Genomic DNA, 5904 nt, shown 5'->3' with positions numbered 1-5904 from the left:
GGCGCCTCCGTTGCAGAGCACGGTGTGGACGGCGCGTTGTTGTTGTCAGTTGGGGCAGGGGTGTTGCTCTCGTTCGGGCTGCCGCTCTTGGCTTTTGCATTGCTCAAAGTGCTCACACAATTCTCCCGACTTGATGCTGCGGCTGTCGCGGCGCATTACGGCTCTATCAGTATCGTGACGTTTGTCGCGGCAACCGCCGTTCTGGAGGGCCGCGGCATCCCCTCCGAAGGGTATATGGTCGCTGTCGCCGCCGCGATGGAAGCGCCAGCAATCTTATCCGCGCTTTGGCTCATCTCGCGCAATGGATCAGGCGCTCGGATGGAGCCGGGCTTGATGCGTGAAATCATGTTGAACGGGTCCATTGTGCTCCTTGTCGGAAGTTTTATCATCGGGATGGCCACTGGCGAAAAAGGATTGGCTGACATTTCTCCCTTCATCGTGGCCCCGTTTAAAGGTGTTCTATGCCTTTTCTTGTTGGATATGGGCTTGGTCGCCGGACGTGGTTTGAGACAATCCAAAGGTGTTTTGGGTCTCGGAGCCATCGTATTCGGCATCACCATGCCATTGGCGGGCTCCATCGTTGGATTGCTCATGGCGATGTTGATCGGCCTGTCGAGCGGCGGCGCCGTACTTATGATGGTTCTGGCGGCGTCGGCCTCTTATATCGCGGTGCCCGCGGCAATGCGGGTTGCACTGCCTGAGGCCAATCCAGCGATCTATCTGACCCTATCACTTGGCGTCACCTTTCCATTCAACCTAACTTTGGGCATCCCTTTATATGTGGCGCTTGCCACCCAGTTTATCGGAGGCTGATATGCAAATGTATCCCGCGAAACGCGTTGAAATCGTAATCGAAAAACCCCTCGAAGGCCGTCTGACCAAAGCGCTCGATGAGGCTGGCGTAAAAGGCTATACCGTCGTTCCCGTGCGCGGTGGATCGGGGCGATCCGGTCCGTGGACACGAGAAGGTCAGGTGGGCCGCACAGGCATGGTGATGGTCGTTTGTTTGATCAAGCCTGAACGCCTTGATCCACTCCTTGAGGCGGCGTTTGCAGTGGTTGAACGCCACATTGGCGTTGCATCCGTCAGCGACACCTATGTCTTAAGAGCGGAACTTTTCTGAGGCTTCACGATAGGCATGAGGGTCGAAGTCTAAGTACTTGACGCCAAAGGGGGGGAGCAATTTGTGAATGCATTGGCTAAACTCCTTGAAAGCTGGGCAAACAAGCGATTCGCCTGTGGTGCGTTGGCTAAGGTTAAAGAACGAGGGAGAGCGCGATGAGCGACATTACCGAGCTCGAGCGTCGGATCACGGCGGCGCTGGATCGAATTGGGGCAGGTATTGATGGTTTGCAGGCACCCGAGCCTGCGGGACCAGATCCCGAAATGGTTGCACAGTTGGAAGCCGCAGAAGCGAACGCCACGGCTGCACAAGCGCGCATCGCAGAGCTTGAAGCTACTCTGAAAGAGCAAGCTGAAGCGAAAGACGAGCTGGAAGCCTATCTAACACAGAAAAGCGAAGAGGCGGTTGCGGCAGCGCAAAGCGCAACTGCGGAAGCTTACGAGCAACGCAAAGCAACTGCCAAGCTGGACACTGATCTACAGCGATTGCGCGTAGCTGCTGAAGGCTTGCGTGCGTCAAACATCGGTCTGCGCGCCGCGTTGGAAGGCGGGGTCGGTGACGCCGCGCTAATCAATAGCGCCATGTCCGCAGAACTTGAAACACTACGCGCCGCGCGCTCTGTTGAAATCGCGCAAGCGGATGCTTTGCTTGCATCATTGGAGCCATTGGTGAAACGCGCTGGTGAAGGGGAGAATTCAAATGCCTGAGGTCGTTATTTCTATCGGCGGACGTGATTTTGAAGTCGCTTGTCAGGATGGTGAAGAGCAATATCTGCATTCTGCGGCCAAGATGCTCGACGTTGAAGCGCAGACATTGGCGAGCCAGATTGGCCGTATCCCTGAAGCGCGTATGCTGTTGATGGCGGGTTTGATGCTTGCTGATCGCACCGCAGCAATGGAAGACAAAGTTAACAAGATTGAAGCGCAACTCAGTGCGCTGCAGGCCGAACATACGGCGCTGCAAAATCAACCTGCTCCGCCACCAGAACGTGTCGAAGTTCCGGTCATTCCTGCATCTGTCAGTGAAACATTGGCCGAGGTCGCGGCGCGCGCCGAGTCCTTTGCTGCGGCCCTTGAGGAAAAGGGGCGCGAAGCCTCTTGACTTAAAGGCCAAGGCTTCGCATAAGCCGCAGACCTGCGCGGGGATTCCCTTTCGCGGGTCTATTTTTAATGACGCACGAATGTGCGCGCTGTTTATGGGTGGGGACGATCCCCGAAAAATGCCGGAAACGGGACCCTAGAGACGCGGAAGACAAGGAAGAACGTAGATGTTCGCGGTAATGAAAACCGGCGGCAAGCAATATAAAGTTCAATCGGGCGATGTGCTCCGTGTTGAAAAGCTGGCAGCCGATGCGGGTGAGACCGTACAATTCAATGAAATTCTGATGCTGGGCGGCGACAAGACTGTCGTTGGCGCACCTACAGTTGACGGCGCTGCTGTTCAGGCTGAGGTCGTAGACCAGATCAAAGGCGACAAGGTTATCAACTTTGTTAAGCGTCGTCGTAAGCACGGCTCCCAGCGTACAAAGGGCCACCGTCAGCAACTGACGTTGATCCGCGTTGGTGACATCCTTGCGTCCGGCGGTGACAAGTCCGGCGTGAAAGCTGCGATCGGTGCAGGTTCTGTTGCAGGCGTGGCTGTTGCCGCAGTCGCAGCGAAAGCCGCACCTAAGAAGGCAGCCCCAAAGAAAGCGGCGCCTAAGAAAGCAGAAGCAGCGGCTCCGGCAGTTGAGGTCGATGGCGTACAGCCAGACAACCTGCTGACAGAAGCACGCGGTGGCAAAGCGGATGATCTGAAAAAGATCTCCGGCGTTGGCCCGAAACTCGAAGGCACACTGCACGAAATCGGTGTATTCCACTTCGACCAAATCGCAGCTTGGGGACCAGCAGAGATCGCCTATATGGATGATCGTCTGTCCTTTAAAGGCCGCATTGAACGTGACGACTGGATTGCGCAAGCAAAACAGTTCGCAGCAGAATAAGAGGAGCACGACCCCATGGCACATAAAAAAGCAGGTGGTTCATCCCGTAACGGTCGCGACTCAGCTGGTCGCCGTCTCGGTGTAAAACTCTACGGTGGCCAAGAAGCTATCGCAGGAAACATCATTGTACGTCAGCGTGGCACAAAGTTCTGGCCAGGCGAAGGCGTTGGCCTTGGCAAAGATCACACGATCTTCGCAACAGCAGACGGCGCAGTGAAATTCCACAAAGGTCTTAAAGGCCGCACATTTATTTCGGTTCTCCCGGTCGCGGAGGCCGCTGAGTAATTCGCCGTTAAAAATGTCGCATGACATTACAGGGATCGGCGGAAACGCCGGTCCCTTTTTCGTTCTGGTTCTAGGGATGTTTGGGAGGACTTCACTATGAATTATGTAAATGGTTTTAAGGCAATGCTTGAGCGCACTTGCGTAACATACGGGTTTGCTTCGGTAAAATTCGACGTTCTGTCGGCGGACATTTGATGTCAGTCGCTGCAGGAGCATTCCTTGTCTTTGCCGCCTCGCAGGTCGGAACGCCCGGTCCTGCGAATATGGCGCTCATGTCAACCGGCGCGCGCTTTGGCTTCAAAGCGGCCCTGCCGTTTGTGGCGGGGGTCGCTCTTGGGAAGCAATTGATCATCTGGCCGATTGGCTTTGGTTTGATGGAATTGGCGAACAGCGTTCCGTGGCTTTTCACGGCGCTGAAGTACATTTCAGCAGCCTATATCATTTGGCTGGCTTGGAAAGTTGCGAACCTGCGGTTGAACACCGAAACCGAGGCGAAAGCACCCGGTTTCACCGCTGGCTTGATCGTGCATCCATTGAACCCAAAGGCATGGGCGATGATCATTGGCGGCTTTACCGCGTTCGTTGCTCCCGGAACGCCAACTTTTGAGGCAACCGCTGTGATCGCGGTCTATTTATTGGCATGTCAGGTGGTTTTGCATCCAATATGGACCTTTGCAGGCCACAAAATTGCACACACCGTCGCGGGAACGCGGGCGGAAACTTATTTGATGTGGACATTGGCGGCGCTGACCGTTGCTTCTGTTCTCTTTGTTTTGTTCGGAGGAGCCAAAGCATGAATGATATGACACGAACCCCACAGGTTGGGATCAAAAGCCAACGTATGACGTTGCGCCCGTTAGATATTGCGGACGCTGGTTTGATCGAAATGCTGGCAGGGGACGCGCGCGTTGCGCGCAATACATCGTCGATCCCGCATCCGTTGCCACCTGGCGCGACAGAGGCGCTCTTGAAACGCGCCGCTGATCCTGTGCGCGACGAAGATATCTGGGCGATGGACGCGAGCGAACATGGCGGTAGCACGCTGATGGGGCTGATTTCTTTGACGCGCCTCGATGAGAGTCAGTCAGAAATCGGATATTGGGTTGCGCCCGCGTTTTGGAACACGGGCACGGCGTCCGATGCCGTTAGCGCATTGATCGACGCGAACCCGCTCGGCAACAAAACGATCTTCGGCTCGGTGTTCCACGATAACCCTGCATCGGCCAAAGTTCTCACCAACGCCGGTTTTGACTACATTGGCGATGCGGAATCCTTTAGCGTGGCGCGCGGCGCAACCGTGCCCACATGGACCTATTTGCGCAAACTCGCTTAAGCGCGTAAACCGCGCTTAACTAATAGAAAGCACTGACATGAAATTTCTCGATCTGGCCAAAGTCTACATCCGTTCCGGCGGCGGCGGCGGCGGGGCTGTGAGCTTCCGACGCGAGAAATTCATCGAATATGGTGGCCCTAATGGCGGCGACGGTGGCTCTGGTGGCTCTGTTTGGGTGGAAACAGTCGATGGTTTGAACACGCTGATCGATTTCCGCTATCAGCAGCACTTCTTCGCCAAGAGCGGCCAGCCCGGAATGGGGCAGGGCCGCACGGGTAAAGACGGTGATGACATCATCCTGCGCGTGCCTGTGGGTACTGAGGTCATGGATGAGGACCAAGAGACGGTCATCGCGGATATGACGGAGCTTGGCCAACGTGTTTTGATCGCTAAGGGCGGCAACGGTGGTTTCGGCAACCTGCACTTTAAATCGGCCACGAACCAAGCGCCGCGCCGTGCCAATCCGGGCCAAGAGGGCGTTGAACGTACAATCTGGCTGCGTTTGAAACTGATCGCTGATGTGGGCCTGCTGGGGTTGCCGAATGCTGGCAAATCCACGTTCCTTGCCGCGACATCCAATGCGCGACCGAAAATTGCGGACTATCCATTCACGACGCTGCACCCGAACCTCGGTGTTGTGGGCGTTGATGGCATCGAATTTGTTGTCGCTGATATTCCGGGCCTTATCGAAGGAGCACATGAGGGCGTTGGCCTAGGCGTGCGTTTCTTGGGTCACGTTGAGCGCTGCGCGGTGCTTTTGCATCTCGTGGATGGCACGTCTGAGACTATCGTTGAGGATTATAAAACCATCATTGGCGAACTCGAAGCCTATGGTGGCGATTTGGCGTTTAAGAACCGCGTCACGGTGCTGAACAAGGTCGATGCGCTTGATGATGAGACACGCGCCGAGGCGAAAGCGCTGCTTGAAGAGGCCTCAGGTGGTCCTGTTATGGAAATGTCGGGGGCTGCAAAACTTGGCACGACAGAGGTGCTGCGCGCGCTACGGGCGCAAATCGACGATGATCGTCTGCGTTCGCAAGTTGGTCCAGTCGAGGACGAAGAACCGTGGCGTCCTTAAAACACTCGAAACGGGTCGTCCTCAAAATTGGCTCGGCTCTTCTCGTTGAAAAGGGCCGTTTGCGCCAAGAGTGGCTGACGGCGCTCGCCGAAGACGTCGCGATG

9 protein-coding genes and 1 pseudogene are annotated in these 5904 nt (G+C 55.9%); all 10 read left to right on the top strand.

The genetic code is table 11. From position 1 onward, the window contains the following. Nucleotides 1–813, top strand: an 813-nt coding sequence (locus ABJQ89_RS20470) for a sodium-dependent bicarbonate transport family permease (RefSeq protein ID WP_348498003.1), incomplete at its 5' end; no start/stop codon positions are given. A gap of 1 nt (nt 814) precedes the next feature. Next, nucleotides 815–1123: a transcriptional regulator gene (locus tag ABJQ89_RS20465; protein ID WP_348498002.1), complete on the top strand. Its 309-nt coding sequence runs from the start codon at nt 815–817 to the stop codon at nt 1121–1123. Between the two features lie 155 nt (nt 1124–1278). After that, nucleotides 1279–1830 carry a hypothetical protein gene (locus tag ABJQ89_RS20460; RefSeq protein ID WP_348498001.1) on the top strand — a complete coding sequence of 184 codons (552 nt, stop codon included), beginning with the start codon at nt 1279–1281 and terminating at the stop codon, nt 1828–1830. After that, nucleotides 1823–2224 (top strand): cell division protein ZapA, encoded by a 402-nt coding sequence (locus ABJQ89_RS20455; protein WP_348498000.1) that lies wholly within the window; start codon nt 1823–1825, stop codon nt 2222–2224. The genes ABJQ89_RS20460 and ABJQ89_RS20455 overlap by 8 nt, the downstream gene beginning before the upstream one ends. Before the next feature lie 166 nt (nt 2225–2390). Continuing rightward, nucleotides 2391–3104 carry a 50S ribosomal protein L21 gene (locus ABJQ89_RS20450; RefSeq protein WP_348497999.1) on the top strand — a complete coding sequence of 238 codons (714 nt, stop codon included), beginning with the start codon at nt 2391–2393 and terminating at the stop codon, nt 3102–3104. A 15-nt stretch (nt 3105–3119) separates the two neighbouring features. Beyond that, the gene (gene rpmA / locus ABJQ89_RS20445; RefSeq protein WP_348497998.1) at nt 3120–3389 is read left to right on the top strand and encodes a 50S ribosomal protein L27; all 270 of its coding nucleotides are present in this window, start codon (nt 3120–3122) and stop codon (nt 3387–3389) included. A 194-nt stretch (nt 3390–3583) separates the two neighbouring features. Then, complete coding sequence (locus tag ABJQ89_RS20440) at nt 3584–4186, top strand: LysE family translocator (RefSeq protein ID WP_348497997.1); 603 nt, start codon at nt 3584–3586, stop codon at nt 4184–4186. Beyond that, entirely contained in the window at nt 4183–4722 is a 540-nt protein-coding gene (locus tag ABJQ89_RS20435) for a GNAT family N-acetyltransferase (RefSeq protein ID WP_348497996.1), read from the top strand. The genes ABJQ89_RS20440 and ABJQ89_RS20435 overlap by 4 nt, the downstream gene beginning before the upstream one ends. A 37-nt stretch (nt 4723–4759) precedes the next feature. Next, nucleotides 4760–5800, top strand: a complete 1041-nt coding sequence (obgE, locus tag ABJQ89_RS20430; RefSeq protein ID WP_348497995.1) for a GTPase ObgE — start codon at nt 4760–4762, stop codon at nt 5798–5800. Beyond that, nucleotides 5788–5904: pseudogene (locus tag ABJQ89_RS20425) on the top strand (glutamate 5-kinase); the annotation flags it as partial. The gene obgE and the pseudogene ABJQ89_RS20425, both read left to right, overlap by 13 nt.

This window comes from Planktotalea sp. (genome assembly GCF_039984035.1).
In the GTDB taxonomy this organism is placed as follows: Bacteria; Pseudomonadota; Alphaproteobacteria; order Rhodobacterales; family Rhodobacteraceae; genus Planktotalea.
The sequence above is the reverse complement of the archived record's forward strand: the minus strand, read 5'-3'. Positions and strand labels throughout refer to the sequence as shown.